This window comes from Neisseria sp. P0008.S010 (assembly GCF_051962715.1).
In the GTDB taxonomy this organism is placed as follows: Bacteria; Pseudomonadota; Gammaproteobacteria; order Burkholderiales; family Neisseriaceae; genus Neisseria; species Neisseria elongata.
The window spans coordinates 1-15,407 of record NZ_JBQCVA010000014.1 but is presented as its reverse complement, the minus strand read 5'-3'; the positions used below and the strand labels follow the sequence as shown (position 1 = coordinate 15,407).

13 protein-coding genes and 1 pseudogene are annotated in these 15,407 nt (G+C 44.7%); 4 read left to right on the top strand and 10 right to left on the bottom strand.

Annotated features, from left to right (window positions below; genetic code table 11):
• Position 1: 1 nt before the first annotated feature.
• The 5 genes from ACTHSL_RS05360 to ACTHSL_RS05340 all read right to left on the bottom strand — a co-directional run bounded on the left by ACTHSL_RS05360 (position 2) and on the right by ACTHSL_RS05340 (position 7,178).
• Positions 2 to 1,366 carry a restriction endonuclease subunit S gene (locus tag ACTHSL_RS05360; protein WP_440380629.1) on the bottom strand — a complete coding sequence of 455 codons (1,365 nt, stop codon included), beginning with the start codon at positions 1,364 to 1,366 and terminating at the stop codon, positions 2 to 4.
• 23 nt (positions 1,367 to 1,389) lie between these two features.
• Positions 1,390 to 2,529, bottom strand: a complete 1,140-nt coding sequence (locus ACTHSL_RS05355) for a Fic family protein (RefSeq protein ID WP_440380628.1) — start codon at positions 2,527 to 2,529, stop codon at positions 1,390 to 1,392.
• Between the two features lie 148 nt (positions 2,530 to 2,677).
• Positions 2,678 to 5,665, bottom strand: coding sequence for a type I restriction endonuclease subunit R (locus ACTHSL_RS05350; RefSeq protein WP_440380627.1), 2,988 nt, complete (start codon positions 5,663 to 5,665; stop codon positions 2,678 to 2,680).
• A 129-nt stretch (positions 5,666 to 5,794) separates the two neighbouring features.
• Positions 5,795 to 6,259 (bottom strand): carboxymuconolactone decarboxylase family protein, encoded by a 465-nt coding sequence (locus ACTHSL_RS05345; RefSeq protein ID WP_440380626.1) that lies wholly within the window; start codon positions 6,257 to 6,259, stop codon positions 5,795 to 5,797.
• Between the two features lie 253 nt (positions 6,260 to 6,512).
• Positions 6,513 to 7,178 (bottom strand): NAD(P)H-dependent oxidoreductase, encoded by a 666-nt coding sequence (locus ACTHSL_RS05340; RefSeq protein ID WP_440380625.1) that lies wholly within the window; start codon positions 7,176 to 7,178, stop codon positions 6,513 to 6,515.
• Positions 7,179 to 7,282: 104 nt separating this feature from the next.
• Between ACTHSL_RS05340 and ACTHSL_RS05335 the strand changes: the two genes are divergently transcribed.
• Positions 7,283 to 7,780, top strand: coding sequence for a MarR family winged helix-turn-helix transcriptional regulator (locus ACTHSL_RS05335; RefSeq protein WP_440380624.1), 498 nt, complete (start codon positions 7,283 to 7,285; stop codon positions 7,778 to 7,780).
• Between the two features lie 161 nt (positions 7,781 to 7,941).
• On the opposite strand, the gene ACTHSL_RS05330 is transcribed toward ACTHSL_RS05335, so the two are convergent.
• Entirely contained in the window at positions 7,942 to 8,337 is a 396-nt protein-coding gene (locus tag ACTHSL_RS05330) for a nuclear transport factor 2 family protein (RefSeq protein WP_308861816.1), read from the bottom strand.
• A gap of 142 nt (positions 8,338 to 8,479) precedes the next feature.
• On the opposite strand from ACTHSL_RS05330, the gene ACTHSL_RS05325 reads away from it, so the two are divergent.
• Both ACTHSL_RS05325 and ACTHSL_RS05320 read left to right on the top strand, forming a co-directional pair.
• Positions 8,480 to 9,169, top strand: coding sequence for a DUF6988 family protein (locus ACTHSL_RS05325; RefSeq protein WP_440380623.1), 690 nt, complete (start codon positions 8,480 to 8,482; stop codon positions 9,167 to 9,169).
• 48 nt (positions 9,170 to 9,217) lie between these two features.
• Positions 9,218 to 10,135, top strand: coding sequence for a LysR substrate-binding domain-containing protein (locus ACTHSL_RS05320; RefSeq protein ID WP_440380622.1), 918 nt, complete (start codon positions 9,218 to 9,220; stop codon positions 10,133 to 10,135).
• A 141-nt stretch (positions 10,136 to 10,276) separates the two neighbouring features.
• Here the strand turns inward: ACTHSL_RS05320 and ACTHSL_RS05315 are convergent, their stop codons facing one another.
• Positions 10,277 to 10,573, bottom strand: coding sequence for a hypothetical protein (locus ACTHSL_RS05315; RefSeq protein ID WP_440380621.1), 297 nt, complete (start codon positions 10,571 to 10,573; stop codon positions 10,277 to 10,279).
• A 237-nt stretch (positions 10,574 to 10,810) separates the two neighbouring features.
• On the opposite strand from ACTHSL_RS05315, the gene ACTHSL_RS05310 reads away from it, so the two are divergent.
• Complete coding sequence (locus ACTHSL_RS05310) at positions 10,811 to 12,289, top strand: Lsa family ABC-F type ribosomal protection protein (protein ID WP_440380620.1); 1,479 nt, start codon at positions 10,811 to 10,813, stop codon at positions 12,287 to 12,289.
• Positions 12,290 to 12,473: 184 nt separating this feature from the next.
• Here ACTHSL_RS05310 and ygiD read toward each other — a convergent pair whose 3' ends face one another.
• From ygiD to ACTHSL_RS05295, 3 genes and pseudogenes are all read right to left on the bottom strand, one after another.
• Complete coding sequence (gene ygiD, locus ACTHSL_RS05305; RefSeq protein ID WP_440380619.1) at positions 12,474 to 13,247, bottom strand: 4,5-DOPA dioxygenase extradiol; 774 nt, start codon at positions 13,245 to 13,247, stop codon at positions 12,474 to 12,476.
• Positions 13,248 to 13,537: 290 nt separating this feature from the next.
• A complete protein-coding gene (locus ACTHSL_RS05300) occupies positions 13,538 to 14,950 on the bottom strand; it encodes a Fic family protein (protein ID WP_440380618.1) in 1,413 nt (470 codons plus the stop codon).
• Between the two features lie 306 nt (positions 14,951 to 15,256).
• Positions 15,257 to 15,337: pseudogene (locus ACTHSL_RS05295) on the bottom strand (IS1595 family transposase); the annotation flags it as partial.
• Between the last annotated feature and the right edge of the window lie 70 nt (positions 15,338 to 15,407).

The following is a 15,407-nucleotide window of genomic DNA, read 5'->3' as shown; positions in this document are numbered from 1 at the left end:
GTTAGTTCCTAAATATTGGGAAAAGCTGCTGCATCAGTCCCTTCTTATGGTCTTTCAGACGACCTATCTGTTCGTTTTCTTCGCTGATCAGCTTGTCTAGTGAAGACAGGCATTCGGCTATGGCTGGTTGTTCTTGGGTGGATGGAAAGATAACTAAAATATCATTTAGTCTCTTTGTTGAAATACCTAAAACTTTTGTTCCCTGAGATTCTTTTTGAATTTGTTTTTTCATTAAATTTGACTGAAATAAGTAGCCTAAAAATCCAATAGAAAAGTAACTCTCTATTGGCCTCGCTAATAGAGTGTGTAAACCCGAAACCATAATCTCATTATTTAAATTAACAATTTCTATTGCCTTTCCAATATCATCCAAATCTTCAGAAGCATCTGCAAAAATTAAATCTCCTTCTTTGCAATAATGATTTTCTCTAATTTTTTTCATAAAAGCATCAGAGATAAAAGGTACGCTTTCTTTTTCTATATCAAACAAAGCAGAGAATTTCGTATGAATATCCCCGTAATGAATATTTTTAATTGTTCCATTTCTTTCATCAAGTTTATCTCTTGAGAAAGAATTGGTAGGGAAAAAATTGAATATACTACCCAAGCGCATAACCCTCCAACCTTTACAATCCTTAAATTGCGGGAATCTAAGTTTCGGATAAACTATTGCTTGCTTGCTTGCTTGCTTGCTTGCTTGCAGATCATTGTGGCTTGGGAATAACTGCTGCATCAAGCCTTTTTTATGCTGTTTTAAGGCAGCAAGTTTTTGTTCTCTAAAATTAATCAGTTCGTCGATTGATGAAAGGCAGTCGGCGATTTTTTGTTGTTCTTTCATTTGTGGAATTAATACATTAACTTCATTGAAAAATTCTTGAATCCCAATATTTAATAGCCCATGATTTCTTGCTCCTTCTTGAGCTATTTTCCCAATTTCATTATTTTGCATTCCGGACTCGAAGTAATGTTCAAAAAAACTTCCATATTTTGAGTATTTATCCTTTAACTTGAAACAAATATACAAAGTTGAAACAACGCCTTTATCATAGAGTTTTAAAGGTTTTATTGCTCCGTAAGGATAACCGCTCGAATAACTTTTGTTGTAAGCAAAATCCCCTTTTCCTAGCAAATAATATCCAGTAACATCTTTTGCTGATACGGCTTTATTAAAGAAATCTAGCTGGCTAATTAATCCGTACTGTGCCGAAATTGTCAGAACATTTTGGTTATTCTCTTTATTCTTTAAAGTAATTCGATTAAAAATATCTGATAAAGGTAATTTTTTCCACCCCAACATCGTTTGAAATTCGGGAAACCGCAGTTTGGGCGTGATGTCTGTCTCTTGCTGATTGTTTGTTGTATTCATTGTCTGTGCTCTTTAGTCTTTGCTTAGAAAATATTCAAATAACGGGTCATGACATACATCCTTCCACGTTTATTGCCCGTTATTTCCTGCAAAATGCCCAACTTTTCAAATTCTTTTAACAGTGAATTGGCAGTTGATGACGATACGCCCAAGTTTTTTTCTACGTATTGTGCGGTCTGTATCGGTTGTGTATAAAGCAGTTTCAACAGGCTGTTTGCGGTTTCTGCCCGCTTGCCCAAACTCATAACAACAGTGTGCATTTCTTGTTGCAATGCCAGAATTTGACGAAAAACCTGACAGCCTTTTTTTGCCGTTTCTTCTACACCTTTTAAAAAGAATAAAATCCAATGTTTCAAATCATTCTGCAGGCGTACCGCCATAAGTGCATCGTAATAGCTGGCCCGATTGCGCTCAAAAAAATCTGATATATAGAAAGACGGTTTTTCCAATACGCCATGGCCAATTAAATACAAGGGGATCAGTAAACGCCCGACACGCCCATTACCATCTAAAAATGGATGAATGGTTTCAAATTGGTAGTGGCTGATGGCGATACGAATAAGATGCGGCACAAATATGTCTTCATTGTGCCAAAACAGCTCCAAATCACCCATCAATTCAGGCACGTTCTCATGATGCGGTGGGATAAATGCTGCGTCCATTAAACTTGAACCGCCAATCCAGTTTTGACTGCTGCGAAATTCACCGGGCAGTTTTTCTTTGCCCCTTGCTCCGCTGATTAAAGTATGGTGTGTTTCTTTAAGCAGGCGGTTGGACAGCGGCAGTGTTTTTAGCCCGTCAACTGCTTGGTTCATGGCTTTGATGTAATGTTGTACTTCACGCCAATCATCGCGTTTTTCAGGTTGGATTTGATCTTCGGGCATTAATGCTTCGTCAAGCTGAGTTTGCGTACCTTCAATTTTGCTGGATGTTTGTGCTTCTTTGGTGATATGCATTTGAATAAATAAGTCAATATCAGGCACAATCAGTGAAAAAGCATTCAGTTCGCCCAAGGCTTTGGTTGCCCGCTCCAGCATAAAGTTGATTTTGGGATCTTCCCACGACCACGGCTTGTTGATGAGCGTCGGCTCAAAGCTTTTGTATTGGTAGCGTTTTTCCCATTTGCCTGCTTTGAAAGTTTCGATTTTTTGTGTTGCTGACATAAATTCACCTTGATTTTGTGTTTTCCTTAAAATAGCACACTTCCTTATTTCGAGAAAATGCATTTTCTCAAAATTATAAACGCTGTTATTTCGAGAAAACAGCTTTTCTCAAAATAATTATTGCCGTTATTTTGAGAAATCGCACTTTTTACTCATAAGCCTTCAACCCTGAAATTTCTTTGCCTTTTGCCAATTTTTTCAGCAAAGGCATGAGGTCTTCCATCAGGGCGAGTTCTTTAATACGGCGTTCTTTCCAGCTTAAATCCAGCGGCTCAAGCAGGTCGGTCAGCTTTTCACCGTCGAAAATCATCCTGTCTATGATTTCGTTGATGAAGGCGGACAGAGTTTCGTTAGCGATACCGTGTTTAGCAGAAAGTGCGGTCAGTTTTTTGTCTGTTTTTTCTTGGCGGAATGCCTGATATCCTGTTTTTAATTCATCTACGCTGGTATGTTTATTCCAATCCAAACTACGGATATATTCGATAATATCTTCTTTTTCATCAACTAAATCACTGCTAGAAGCAATGAGTTCTTCAACTTGCTGAATGCTCATTTTTTGTTTTTTCGGTTTAGACGGGTTTTCGGCAATCAATCGTATGATGTAGTCGTAATCAATGATGGCGGATGAAAAGAGAACGAATTCAAAATCCAGTTGTTCAATTTCTTGGGGTAGAACGGCGTCTTTTTTACTTGTTTGTTCTTTGTAACGTTGCGCCATATCTAGATATACGCCCTTGAAAGCACGCTGGGTATCGGCGGGCAGGATGGCTTCTATTTCCTGCTTTTGTTCTTCGCTTAAATCGGTGTATTGCCCAAGCTGGGTTTTGTAGCGTTGTACCTCTTTAAATAGGTTAAGAAAACCTGCTCGGGCGTTGTCGCCTTTAAGGTTATAAGCTTCGGATGGTTCGCATGCTACGCCTTGCGATGACATAAAGTCTTCAAGTTGAGTCATGGCGTTTTTCAGTTTGGTCATGACGATTTCTGCGGGATCGACTATCCAGATTTCTTTGGCGCGCTCTGCGTCCTGCCCTGAAAAGCGTTTGATGGCTTCATCTACCTGCGCCTCTTGTCCGCGAAAATCGAGGATATTGCCGTAGGGCTTGCTTGCGTTCAAAACGCGGTTGGTACGGGAAAAGGCTTGGATTAAGCCGTGGTACTTGAGATTTTTATCGACATAGAGCGTGTTCAGATATTTGCTGTCGAATCCGGTCAACAGCATATCGACGACGATGGTGATGTCGATTTTGTTTTTGTGCGCATAGTCTTTATCGGGATATTGGTGGTCTTTGATGCGTTTTTGAATATCCTGATAGTACACGTCGAATTCACCGATGCTGTGGTTAGTGCGGTATTGGCGGTTGTAATCTTCAATAATAGCTTTTAAGGCTGCTTTTTTGCCTTCAGGATCGGTTTGGTTATCGATTTTTTCCTGTTGCAAATCTTCCTGCATTTGAACGATGTCGGATTGGTTTTTGCGGTCATCTTTCTGCATTGCCTGTGCAGGCGGCGAGAAAACGCAGGCGATGTTCAACGGCTCAAATTCGGGGTTGTCTGCTTGCAGCTTGGCTTGGGAGGTCTTGAATAATTCGTGATATTCGATGGCGTCGTTAATGGATGCGGTGGCAAAAATAGCGTTGAAGCGGCGTTCGCCGCCCGTTGCTGCATCGTGTTTGCTTAAAATGGAATCGACAATCGCCTGTTTGGTGGCGGGATGGGCGGCGGAAACGGGTTTATCGCCTTCGGCTTTGTAATAATCAATATGGAACTTCAAGACGTTGCCATCGTCAATGGCATTGGTGATGGTGTAGGCGTGCAGCTGCTGTTCAAAGATATCCAAGGTTGTCTGAAGTGTGGCGTCTGTGCCGTCAATGCGTTTGTAACTGGCGTTTTCTTCGAAAATTGGCGTGCCGGTAAAGCCGAACAGCTGAGCTTTCGGGAAGAAGTTTTTAATCGCCCGATGGTTGTCGCCGAATTGGCTGCGGTGGCATTCGTCAAAGATAAAGACCATGCGCTTGTCTTTGAGTGTGCTTAATTGGTTGTGGTATTTGCTGTTTGGTTTGAGTGCCAAGCCGAGTTTCTGAATGGTGGTTACGATAACCTTGTCGGCGTAATCGTCGGACAGCAGGCGGTTTACCAAAGTTTGGGTATTGGTGTTTTCTTCAACACAGCCTTCTTGGAAACGGTTGAATTCCTCACGGGTTTGGCGGTCGAGGTCTTTTCTATCTACAACAAACAGGCATTTGTCGATGTCGGAATTATCTTTAAGCAGGGTTGAGGCTTTGAATGAGGTCAGTGTTTTGCCGGAACCGGTAGTGTGCCAGATATAGCCGTTGCCGCGATTTTCATGAATGCAGTCCACAATGGCTTTGACGGCATAAATTTGGTAAGGACGCATCATCAATAGTTTCTGTTCGCTGGCAACTAAGACCATATAACGACTGATCATTTTGCCTAAGGTGCATTTTTCTAAGAATTTATCGGCAAAGTCGTAGAGATGGTTGATTTTGTTGTTGGCTTCGTCGGCAAAATGGTAAACGGGCAGGAAGCGTTCGTCTGCGGCGAAGGTAAAGTGTTTGTTTGAGTTATTAGCAAAATAATAGGTACTGCTTTCGTTACTGACGATAAAAAGCTGCATAAAGCATAACAGGCTGTTGCCGTAGCCGTTTCCGGTATCGTTTTTGTAGTCAATAATTTGCTCAATGGCTTTTATCGGCGGTATATGCAGCATTTTTAGCTCGATTTGCACTACCGGAAGCCCGTTAATCAGCAAAATCACGTCGTAACGGTGATGGCTGTTCTCGGTATTGATGCGCAGTTGGTTGATGACTTCGTAGTCGTTCTTACACCAGTCTTTGATATTGACCAGCGTGTAGTTGAGTGGAGTTCCATCTTCGCGGATAAAAGTATTGGTCTCGCGTAGGCGTTTTGTGGCAGCAAATACGTCGGGGGTGATGATTTCCTGTTTTAAGCGTTCAAATTCGCTATCGGTCAAACGGACGCGGTTTAACTGCTCAAATTTTTGGCGAAAATTTTGTTCAAGCGATTCGCGGTCGTGAATATCAGGTCGGTGGGTGTATTTTAAATCAATCAGTTTTTGAATGAATTTGTGCTCGATGGCTGATTCGGTGTAAGTCATGATAAAGTTTCAATCATTATAATTTTAACTATTTTAACATAAAAATAAGCAGTTACTATATAAAAAGCAGCCTGCACTTGGGTTTTGCAAAGTGCAGGCTGCTTTTTGCAAGTTCGGCGTGTGGCCAGACTAAACCAGCCCTGCCTTCTCCAATCCTATCAGGCCGTCCATGCTGCCCGCCGGGGTGGCAAAAGCCACATTCAGGCGGTTCCAGATGTTGATGGTGTTGATGACGTGGGTCAACGCCACCAGTTCTTCTTCATCAAAATGGGCGCGTACCGCTGCGTAGTCCGCATCGCGGATACTCTGCTCGGAGATGCGGGTCAGGTTTTCCGCCCATTGCAGCGCGGCCCGTTCTTTTTCGGTAAACAGGGTTGATTCGTGCCAAACGGCCAAATGGTGCAGGCGCAGTTCTCGCTCACCGTGCAGCTTGGCTTCTTTGACGTGCATATCAACACAAAAAACGCAGCCGTTGATTTGCGAAACACGCAGTTTCACCAAATCTTTCAGGGTACTATCCAGCGTGAGGCTGGCTTCCAAAGCCAGCAGTGCCTTATAGCTGTCAAGGGCATATTGGGAATAATGTAAGCGCATAAGTCCTCCAAATAAATGAACAAATAAATGAATAAGCGGATGGGAAATTTGGCCTGCCGGAAATTTCTTCTTCAAGTGCAGACTGCCATCAGTCAAAACTCTTGATTTTATAGTGGATTAAAATAAAAATGAGACAAGGCGGCAACGCCCGCCGTGTACGGGTAGTACATAAGGGCGTTGGCAACGCCGTATCATTGCAATTTTAATCCACTATACCAACCGGGGAATGTCTGTGTTGCTGATTTTCAGGCGTTTATTCAATCCAATCAACCACATCGTCTACTGCCTGTCGCATTTTGGCGCGCTTGGGTTCGCCTGCGCGATAGCCAAACGCCGCCATGACGCTGACGCGGTATTCGTCAACATTGATTAAACCTTTTTCCGACAGCAGTTTTTCCACATTTTCTTTTTGAAAGCCTTCTATCGGCGTGGAATCCACACCAATCAACGCGGCAGCGGTCATCATATTTGCCAACGCGATATAGGTTTGTTTGGCTGCCCAGTCGTTAAATGCGCGCGGATTATCGGCAATGGCAAAATCGGTTTCGGTAAACTGTTTGAAAAATTTTTGCATCATCCCAATAGTTTCAGGCGGCATTCCATGCGCGCCACCCCAGATTTTTTCTTGATAATCCGCTTGCATGGCAGCCTGCGTGCGCGCCAACAAAATCACAAAATGGCTGCAATCCATAATTTTTTCCGCCGCGCCCCATGCGATGCCGCACAACTCTTGGCGCAGAGTACGGTTCTGCACCACCAAAAACCGCCAAGGTTCCAGCTCGAACGAGCTGGGCGACATGCGTGCGGTTTCCAGAATATAAGCAAAATCATCGGCAGGGATTTTCTTCGCCGCATCATAACTTTTACAGGCGTGGCGGAAACGGAAGGCGTTTAAAACGGCTTGTTTATCGGCAAACATGGTTTTCTCCAGCAAAATTATCTTGACTTCAAGCTAAATATAACTGGAGATTAGCTTGAAGTCAAGATAAAATAATCGCCATTGAAAACCGAACGGGGCATTCTATGACCGAACACCTTGATGCTGCGGCCCGCGCAGTTGCCCAATGGAAGCAGGAACTACCAGAATTGGAAGCAGAGAACATGTTGTTAATAGGTCGTCTGAAACGCGCCGCTGCCTTCATCGCGCGCGAATTGGAAAAAGTTTACGGAGAATATGGTTTAACCGAAGGGTCGTTCGATGTGCTGGCCACTTTGCGCCGCAGCGGCGCGCCTTATACGCTGACCCCGACCGAGTTGTTCTCATCGCTGATGGTAACGTCCGGCACCATGACCACGCGCCTGAAAAATCTGGAAAACCAAGGCTTAATCGACCGCCTGCCCAACCCAGACGATGCCCGCAGCCTGCTGGTCCGCCTGACGGATAAAGGCAAAGAATTGATTGAAAAAGCCGTGTTCCCGCATGTGGAAAACGAAAAGCGGCTGCTGGAAAAGCTGGATGCGGACACCCGCACGCAACTCGAACAAGGATTGGCGGCATGGCTGAGGGCTTTGGAGACGTGAAGGCCGTCTGAAAACATAAAGTCGGCATAATAAAAAGCAGCCTGCACTTCAATTTCCAAAGTGCAGGCTGCTTTTTCACTTAGTTGAAACTCCGCTTTCAGGCTGCATCAAATAACCGAAAGGCCGTCTGAAAGGCTACCTGAAAATGCGGGAAAACAAAGCTATCCCCGCCCCGAAGTAATCACCGCGTGCTCGCGGAACACGCGCCATTTGCCGTCGTTCCCGATACGCAGCATCAAGGTAAACACGATTTCCTGCTCGCCCGCGCCGTAGCCCAAATCCATGCGGCGGGTGGCGGTAACGAAACCTGTGCCGCCCTGCACTTCGGCGATGTTGAAATGAATGGACGTGTTAATCGGCGGTGCGCCCGCATCGCGGCGTTCGCGGAAAAACGCCATGTTCTGTTCGTAGTCAAACGACAGCACATTGCCGTCCGGCTGGACGATAAAGATGTGCAAATCAGGCTCGTAGCAACCCGCCAATTCGTCCAAACGGTAATGGCAGCCTGCATCGCTCAAAGTGCGGACGGCGTTCATCAAATCTTGGTTCAAGGTCATTTTTTGCTCCTGTTGTGGTGTGAAAACAGGATTATCGGCGGTTTTTTATTGACGATAAATCCGTCAATCTACAAAACACTTCTGCTAAAATCACAGCAATTTTTTCATCTTTACTCTTTAATAGAAAATGACCACATCAGTAATGAAACAATTCTTGGCAAAATCTGAAGAATTTTGCAACGCCATGTTTAGAGAAATAAAAAAGATACCGTGTACGGATGAAACAGAGCCTCGCATATCGGCCACATTGATTATGGCGGATATCTCTTCAGAGCATCACTCTGCCATCCTCACGCTGGCAAGAAATGGAAACTTTATATCTTCAACCAGTTTGTTACGGTTGCAGTACGAAGCATTATTGCGTGCGTATTGGTTATATTGGTATGCGAAAGACGAACGTGTCGATGCCTTACATCAACCGATTTCCGAACAGAATGTTAAGAAAATAGAGAATTGGATGCCTAATATTACAGAAATGCTGGCAGATTTGAATAAAGCCGTTGACGCAGAAAAATTACCGAACAAAGCAGTTCAGTTATTTCAAGAATTTAGAGAACGGCACATTAAGCCGACCAATTCATTCATACATGGTGGAATGCACGCTTTCAATCGGCAGCGGGATGGTTATATTGAACCCATGCTCATTCAAATTGTACAAAACTCTAATGGAATTCAGACATTAAATGCAATGTTGCAGGGAGCAATGTGTGATGGAAGTGGGTTATCTTTATTTCCTATTGTCCAAATGCAGTATCTATATATGGATTGTTTACCTATGGATTTAGATAAAATTATTCAAAAATTTTACAGCAAGGAAGTAACATCGTTATAGATTGCCGCTAATATAACTAAACATTTTAAATTTAAAAATTAAAAAATAATGCAAACCCATTCAGACGACCTCCGTTTTTTCGTTGCCGTAGTGGAAAACGGTGGCTTTACCCGCGCGGCGGCAGTGCTGGAAACCGACAATTCCGCCGTCAGCCGCAGCGTGAAGCGGCTGGAAGCCAAGCTCGGCGTTACCCTGCTCAACCGCACCACGCGCCAAATCAGCACCACCGAAGAAGGCGCGCAGTATTTCCGCCGTGCCAAAAAGATTCTGGAAGACATGGCGCAGGCGGAAGCGGAAATCCGCGCGGCAAGCGGCGCGCCGCAGGGTTTGCTGCGTGTCGATGCCGCCACCGCGCTGGTGTTGAACCGCCTTGTGCCGCTCATCGGGGCGTTTTGCCGCCGTTATCCGCAGGTAGATGTGTCGCTGACCTCGTCTGAAAACCGCATCGACCTGATTGAACGCAGGGTCGATGTCGCTATCCGCGCGGGGCGGCTGGACGATTCGTCCCTGCGCGTGCGCCCCCTTTTCGACAGCTACCGCAAAGTGGTCGCCACGCCCGCTTATCTAGCGCGACACGGTACGCCGCAGAACCCTTCCGAATTGGAACGGCACTGCTGCTTGGGCTATTGCGAGCCGAGCGTACTGAACGTATGGGACATTGCCTGCGACGACGGACAGGCATACACCGCCCGCCCGAAACTCTGCGCCGACAGTTGCGAGACGGTCAAACGGCTCTGCCTATCCGGGCAAGGCATCGCCAGCCTGCCCGATTTCACGGTGGACGCGGATTTGGCAGCAGGACGGCTGACGGAACTCTTCCCCGACCGCCGACTTGCCGTGCCGACCCCGTTCAACGCCGTCTATTACGCAGGACATGCCGTCAGCCCGAAAATCCGGGCATTTGTGGATTTTTTGGCGGAGGAATGGGGGCGGGATACTGTGTTTGAAACACCGCCAAAAGGCTAACTGAAACGGGATTTCTGCGACGCGGAAAAAGCAGCCTGCACTTTGATTTGCAAAAGTGCAGGCTGCTTTTCGTGTTTTTAAACAGTCCCGAATAGCCAAAAGGCTACCTGAGAACCATGTTCAAGCAGCCTGCACCCCATCCTAGCGCAAACTGTCCGAAGCAATCTGCACCCAGCCGCTTTCGGTTTGCCGCACCGCAAACGGCACGCCGCTCACGCCGAATTGTCGGGCGAGTTTTGCGCCTTCGGCAATACGCTGCTTGGCTTGCGCTTCGGCGGCGGGGTTGGTCGGGATTTCCGCTGCCTGCGTGCAGCCGATTTGCCGCAATACGTCGGCCAACACGTCTGATTTCGCCGTGTCTAAGCCGTCTGAAAAACGGGATGGGGGTGATGGGGCAAAGGCAGCATCGCAGGCACGCTCATCGGTTGGCTGAATCAAAAAATCAGACCGACGGCAGCCTGCACTGTTTCAGGCAGCCTAAAACAGGCTACCTGAAAACTGGGAACTGCGTGCGTATCGCATACACACTACCTAAGCGGGCTACGCTTGCTGCCAATCTGTGTTAGCCCCTTTTAATTTTATAGGTAACTGTCAAGCACCACAGAAAGCTGAGATAGGAAAAATGGCTTAAAGTTGGTATTATTTTAATAAAATAGGATGACGAGGAGGTGTTTTATGTCGACAATTAAAATTGAAAACCTCAGTTTCTCATATCATGGATATGTAAAACCTATATTTGAAAATGTATCGTTTTCCTTTGAGACAAACTGGAAAATAGGGTTGATAGGAAGAAATGGAATTGGCAAATCAACGCTATTTAAGTTGCTTTTAAATGAAGAAACTTATCAAGGTAAAATAATCAAGGATGTTGAATTTATTAAATTTCCACCAAATATAACTGATACTTCAAAATCAGGAATTGAGTTATATAAAGAACTCATGCCAGATGGGGAAGAATGGAAATTATTTAGAGAACTTAGTTTGCTCAATGTAGATGAAAACCTTGTTTATAGGGAATTTGAAACGCTTTCTAAAGGAGAACAAACAAAAATCCTTTTAGCTATTTTGTTTACAAGAGAAGATGGTTTTTTACTTATTGATGAGCCGACAAACCATTTAGATATGCACGGTAGAAAAATTGTAAGTGAATATCTGAAAAGTAAAAAAGGATTTTTGCTCATATCTCATGATAGAGATTTTTTAGACGGCTGCATCAATCATGTTATCTCTATTAACAGGAATTCTATTGATATTCAATCAGGAAATTTTACATCATGGTATGAAAACAAATTGATGAAAGATCAATTTGAAATCAGTAAAAACGAGAAATTAAGAAGAGATGTTAAACGGTTAAAAGAAGCTGCAAGGCAATGCCAAATTTGGTCTGATAAAATTGAAAAGACTAAAAATGGTGTGAAAATATCAGGCGTAAAACCGGACAAAGGATATATAGGTCATAAAGCAGCCAAAATGATGAAAAGGTCTAAGAATTTGGAGAATAGGCAAAATAAGGCAATAGAAGAAAAACAGAATTTACTAAAAGATATTGAAACGAAGGAAAATCTATTATTGCATCCGTTACATCATCGCAAAAATCCTCTAATATCGGTTAGTAATTTATCATCATACTATGGAGAAAAACAGATATTAAGGAATGTGAGTTTTGAGATAAAACAAGGCGATATAGTAGCTATATATGGTAGTAATGGAAGTGGAAAATCGACCTTGATTAAAATTTTATTAGGTCTGAATCACGAGTATACAGGCGAGGTAAATTTAGCAAGTAATTTGGAAATATCGTATATCCCTCAAGATATATCTGATTTAACGGGCAGCCTAAATGAGTATATTCATAAGCAAGATGTTGATGAAACATTGTGTAAAACAATTCTTATAAAACTAGATTTTTCAAGAGAATTATTTGAAATGGATATGAAAAATTATAGTGATGGGCAAAAAAAGAAAGTTTTAATTGCCGTCAGTTTGTCAAAGCCGGCTCATTTATTTGTTTGGGACGAACCCTTAAATTATATAGATGTAATATCCAGAATACAGATTGAGGAAGTCATAAGGGAAGCAAAGCCTACACTTATATTTGTGGAACATGATAGGCGATTTGTGGAAAATGTGGTCAATAAAATCATACAATTATAAATGAAATAAACCATTAAAGTTTAGAACAAGGCCAATATTGAAACAGTAAATCAAAAAAGGTTTACTGTTTTCTCTTGGCCAAAAAACAGAAAAACCCAACATTTTTGCCGCGTCTAAGCCGTCTTCGTAGCGGGCTTTTGGGCAGGCGCGCGCGGGTTCGCACGCGTTGTTTTGCCGTGGCCTCTTACCCGATTAAAACGGAAGTCATGCTGATTGAGCCGAAGGCGAGTTCGTCATTGAATATTTCCATATCGTCCTGCGGTTCGCGCAGCGCGGCGGTGTAGAGCAGCGGCAGGTAGTGTTCGGGCGACGGCACGGAGAGCGCGGCGGCGTCCCCCAGCCGTTCGTAATGCACCAGCGTGTCGTTGTCCCGCGCGGCAAGGGCGCGGTTGACGGCATCGCGGAAGTCTATTGCCCAGTCATAGCCTGCGGCGGGTTCGCGGCGCATGGCGCGCAGGTTGTGCACGATGTTGCCGCTGCCGACCACCAGCACGCCTTGTTCGCGCAGCGGGGCGAGTTTTTTCGCCAAATCGAAATGCCATTGTGCAGGCTGCATCAGGTTCAATCCGAGCTGTACCACGGGAATGTCGGCTTCGGGATACAAGTGTTTCAGCACCGCCCACGCGCCGTGGTCGAAGCCGCGTTCCGGGTTCATTTCCACATTTTCAGGCTGCAACAGCGAGCGCACCTGCCCCGCCAGTTCGGGCGAGCCGGGCGCGGGATATTGCACTTGGCTGAGTGCTGCGGGGAAGCCGTAAAAATCGTAAATCATTTCAGGGTGTTCGCCGGACGTTACCTGCAAACGGTTGCCGTACCAGTGCGCCGAAATCATCAGAATGGCTTTGGGCTTGGCAAATTTCTGCGCAATGCGGCGGAAGCCTTGGTTGAACGGGTTTTCCGCGTTCAGCGCGTTCATCGGGCTGCCGTGTCCGACAAACAATACGGGCATTTTGTTCATGGTTTTTCCCAATTCGTTTTGAGGCGGATGATTTTACGGGAAACTTTTGCGCGAACCATCCGGTTTGGGGAAGAATATGTTTTCTCGATAAGAAATAATTGGTCGCTTCAATGCCCTCATGTTTTACTCTCATGCTTTTTAAAGGCTACCTGAAAACATGGGTAGGGGCATGGTTCGCGTATGAAAAGCAGCCTGCACTTTGTTTTCCCAAGGTGCAGGCTGCTTTTTTGTGCTTTCAGACGGCCTTATCGGAAGAAAGGCTGTCTGAAAATATCTGCCGCATGATCCGGCTATTCCCCTTCCAACCTTTCCAGCAAATCCTTCGGGGCGACATATTCCAAAGCGTTTCCCGATTTGAACGGCACCAAGAATTTATATTCTCCCAGTTTGCTCAAATCGCTGCGGGCGGTATTTAAAGAAATACCGTATTGGTTGGCAATTTCTTGTGCAGTAAAAATTTTTCCGCTTTCTTCCACCGCTTTTTGCAGGATGCCGATTTGCCGCTGGTTCAACTTTCCTATCTTTTCGGTATATTGGGCAATCGCTGCTTTGAATTCCTGCTGGTGTTTTTGTTTGTTGGCAATGTAGCGCTCCAAATCGGCAACCGCTCGTTTGATGATGTCGCATTGGTAATAGATGAAATAGGTTAAGTCCAAATCGTCGGTTTCCGCATACAGATAGGATTTGGCGTATTGGGCGGGGGCGTTTTTCAGCAGGCGGCTGATGGATATGTATTCAAACAGCCAGTAGCCGTTTTTGAGCATAAACCAATAGAACAAAGCCCGCGCCGTCCGCCCGTTGCCGTCGCCGAACGGGTGGATGTAGCCAATCAGGAAGTGCAGGATGATGGCGTGGACAACCGGGTGGATAAACGGATTTTCCGCGCCGTCATAGGTATTATTGGCAAACGCACACACCGCTTCCATCAGCGTATGAACCTGTCCGTGCGGCGGTGGTTGATACAGGCTGTTGCCGTCGTTATCGGCGATAAAGATTTCGTCATCCTGCCTGAATTGCCCGGGCTCGGCCTTGTTTTCAATAGCGTTGCTGGTAGCAATGCGGTGCAAATCCAAAATCATTTCAACGCTTAACGGCGTATTTTTCAATTCAACCGCTTTTTTCATCAGGTGATAGTTGTTCACTATCATAATTTCGTCTTTGGTTTTGGGCTTGCGCTGCGATTTGAGCATGTCCTTGGCCACTTTGCGCGTGGTGGCCGCACCTTCCAGTTGGGCGGATGTAATCGCTTCTTCCATAATCAGCGATTTGAGCAGGAACCGGTTTTGCTCGTTCCTGCCGAAACCGCCCAAGCTGGACGTACCGATAGTGCTGCCGCAGCTTTTGTCAATCAAATGAAGCTGTGCCTGTAAAGAATCGGGAATGCAGAATCTGAATTGGTGGTTAAACGGAAAATCAATCGGTTTTTGGATTTTCATGCGGCTCTCCTTGACGGCGAGCCACTTCATCCGCGTGTCTTCCGTGTGAATCCGGCGGAATTTGTCCCAATGTAGATAGGTTCCGTTTTCATCGGTCACGGAGAATTTGGAATAATCTTTGATTTCCTTAAGAAAATTTGAAATATCTATATTGGGATTGGCAGAGGTAGAATTAAATGAATCAGCAGTTTTTGCCATATTTTCAATAAAAGATAGTGCATATTCCTGCCGCAACAGGGCAAATTCCGGAGGTCTGGAGATTTTCATGATAAATACCAAAATCGCTCAAATTTTTATAATTGAGTGATTTTAGTCACTTTAAAACAAAATGGGAAGTGTTTTATAGTCGATTAAAATAAAAATGAGACAAGGCGTACAGGTGGTACGTCAAGGCGAGCCAACGCCGTATCATTGCAATTTTAATCGACTATAACAAATTATATGAAATCATTGCATTAACACATGGCTGTCTAATAACATGGATTTTTATGAAATGACGGACTGAAAAGCAGCCTGCACTTTGTTTTCCTAATGTGCAGGCTGCTTTTTATTGGGGTCTGTACTAGATTAGTCCTAAATTCCACACCAAACCCGCAAGATTTTTAGCTGTTGGGACGGTGTGCCGAAGTTAAACCGAAATTCGCATTCTGAGACCTTTGCAAAAATAGTCTGTTAACGAAATTTGACGCATAAAAATGTGCTAAAAAATTTTCAATCGACTAAA